Source organism: Endozoicomonas atrinae (assembly GCF_001647025.1).
GTDB lineage: Bacteria > Pseudomonadota > Gammaproteobacteria > Pseudomonadales > Endozoicomonadaceae > Endozoicomonas > Endozoicomonas atrinae.
Genome location: NZ_LUKQ02000446.1, coordinates 1 through 2,573 on the forward strand (window position 1 = coordinate 1; position 2,573 = coordinate 2,573).

General features: G+C 46.0%; 3 protein-coding genes and 2 pseudogenes. 3 read left to right on the forward strand and 2 right to left on the reverse strand.

Features of this window, described 5'->3' with window-relative positions; genetic code table 11:
* Positions 1–176: pseudogene (locus AK963_RS32665) on the forward strand (IS256 family transposase); the annotation flags it as partial.
* A 137-nt stretch (positions 177–313) separates the two neighbouring features.
* Here the strand turns inward: AK963_RS32665 and AK963_RS27665 are convergent.
* On the reverse strand, positions 314–697 hold the full coding sequence (locus tag AK963_RS27665; protein ID WP_066018539.1) for a group II truncated hemoglobin: 384 nt from the start codon (positions 695–697) through the stop codon (positions 314–316).
* A 103-nt stretch (positions 698–800) separates the two neighbouring features.
* Here AK963_RS27665 and AK963_RS27670 point away from each other — a divergent pair, with 103 nt between their 5' ends.
* Positions 801–1,883, forward strand: a complete 1,083-nt coding sequence (locus tag AK963_RS27670) for a carbohydrate kinase family protein (protein WP_066018540.1) — start codon at positions 801–803, stop codon at positions 1,881–1,883.
* Between the two features lie 131 nt (positions 1,884–2,014).
* Positions 2,015–2,374, forward strand: a complete 360-nt coding sequence (locus AK963_RS27675; RefSeq protein ID WP_238593876.1) for an NYN domain-containing protein — start codon at positions 2,015–2,017, stop codon at positions 2,372–2,374.
* Between the two features lie 9 nt (positions 2,375–2,383).
* Here AK963_RS27675 and AK963_RS36110 read toward each other — a convergent pair.
* Positions 2,384–2,573 (reverse strand): annotated as a pseudogene (locus AK963_RS36110) (IS630 family transposase); the annotation flags it as partial.

Sequence of the window (2,573 nt, forward strand, 5' to 3'; positions counted from 1 at the left end):
GCGTCATTCGTAAGGCGATCAAGAACCGGAAGATTTTTCGGACTGATGAGTCAGTCATGAAGGTAATCTATCTGGCCATGGAAAAAGCTTCCGAGAAATGGACCATGCCGATCAGGAACTGGAAAGCAGCCATGAACCGGTTTGAAATTATGTTTCCTGACCGGTTCAAGGAGTAATAGTTTTGGTGGCGTTTACACAGAATTATTTACAGGCTCCCTAGAATGGGATATTGAACGCTGCTAGCCCCATTGCAGTTATGTGGGCTTGAAACAGCAGACAATCTGCCCCAAGCCTATAGAATGCTTCTTCAATACTATCGCTGATTGACCATAAAATCTGCCAGTCTAAAGATTGGCTCTTTCAACATACCTTTCAGTTCATCAGTAGCACCTACCTGGTCAAGTGCCTTTTCCCAGCAATAGAGCCACTGATCGCGTGCTGACTCACTGATATCATAAGGTTTGTGCGGATCGGTTAAACAGACAGTTCCATATTTTTCAAGATAAAGGTGAGGGCCACCTAGCCATCCACTGAGATACTCATATAACTTCTCTTTAACATCGGTCAGAGAACGGGCATGCATCTTCCGAATGTGCTCAGCTTCCGGCAGGTCATCCATTGCATCATAAAATGCATTGGCCAGTGCTCGAATGCCTTCATCACCACCCAGCAAGTGATAAGGAGTCTGTTCAGTCATTGTTATTGGTCTCTATTGGTCCTGTACATCATCTGGAGCCAATCCAGGGCTCTCTCCCCAGGCAGTCATCATAAATTACGACTCTACTGCTGAGCGCAGCTTAATGTGGAGATATATCAATCTCAAGCATAAATGGACTAGATATCAACTGGGGAACAAAGTATTTGCTATTCAGCCACCTCCACTCCGGGACAAACTCATCATTTCTGACTGGCCAGGAATCAACTATATTTCCGTAAAAAACTGGAGAGCACGAGTACCACGCCCAATACCTGCATTGCATGAATTAACACTGATTTGTCATGGTGTTTCAGCTTTTGATGTCAATGTACTCACCGACGAAGGGTTTAAACCAAATCAAAAGCAAACGGCTTCGTCGTTAAATTACAATGGTGTCGGAGTTGCCCCCAATACGGCAGTCGCTGCTGCCAGACTGGGTTGTACCGTTGGATTTTCAGGCTCAATCAGCACTGATGTTTTTGGTGAAGTCCAATACCATGATTTAGCCAGAGAAGGGGTTAATCTGGACCTGGTCAGCCGTAGCTCAATACCTTCCCCAGTATCAATCATCATCGGTCAATCCGGGTTACCAACCAGCATTGTCAGTACGGATTATAATATCCCAACCTTCCGTTCTGCAGGTGAGTACAATCTATCCCCCAGGGTTATACTTTTTGATGGACAGAATAAAACGAGCAGCCTCGAATGGTTGGCTCTGGCAAAGCGCATTAATGCAATAACCGTTCTAGATGCCGGCCACCTGACTTCGGACACACATTATTTAAGTCGTCATGTGGATATTGTTATCAGCTCCCGGCAATTTGCCCTGGAGTATGCCGGAACAAGAGACCTGAACAAGGCGATTCATCTTCTCAGTAAACTGTGCCACTGTTTTATTGTCACCCTCGATAGCGAGGGAGCGATCTGGAGCTGGGAAGGCGTGAAAGGTCACCTGAAAGCATGGCAAGTCGATTGTATTGATGGCATGGGAGCCGGTGATGCATTTCATGGTGCTTTTTGTTCCGGCCTTATTAATCAACTCTCCTTCAGAGATAATATGCTGTTATCCAGTGCTGCTGGAGCAATTTGCTGTCAGGGCCTTGGGGCCAGAGAAACACTGCCGGACATGACGACAGTAATGAACTTTATGGCCGGCCAGCCCAAGCCTGAAATCCGCCGATTATAACCATCCTGTCAACACGCTATTGATTTCAGGCCTGTCCCGAACCTTTCCTCATCGCCATTTTTTGCAAATTGCTGAAAATCATCGGACACTGTTTACCCATAGACAAGAATAATAAGCAGCAGGGAATGCCAATGGCAGAGTCCAACCAGAAGATCGCCCTCTTTATTGATGCCGATAATGCTCCCGCCAGAAAAATTGAGAAGATCCTCTCTGAAATGGCCAAGTATGGTGTCGTAAGCATCCGCAGAGCCTACGGAAACTGGAAGAGTCACACAATTAAAGGGTGGGAGGAGCAGCTTCACGAGTACGCGATCCAGCCAGTTCAGCAGTTTGATTTGACCAAAGGCAAGAACGCCACCGATATGGCCATGACCATTGATGCCATGGATACTCTCTACACCAAGAACATGGACGCATTTTGTATTGTTTCTTCTGACAGTGACTTTACCCCTCTGATTATGCGTCTTCTATCAGAAGGTAATACCAATTGAATTTTCTAACTACTGTATAACTGCCCAATCACGGGAGCACAGACTGAACAGTCGACCAGCTTCGCTGCAAAGGTTATTCCAAGCTTCACAGCAACAATCTACAATATTTTCATAACCTGAAAATGCTTTGTTTGATAAGTCATGCTCCCGCATCCACTCCCATAGCCTTTCTGAGCTGTTTAACTCCGGTGCGAATGGT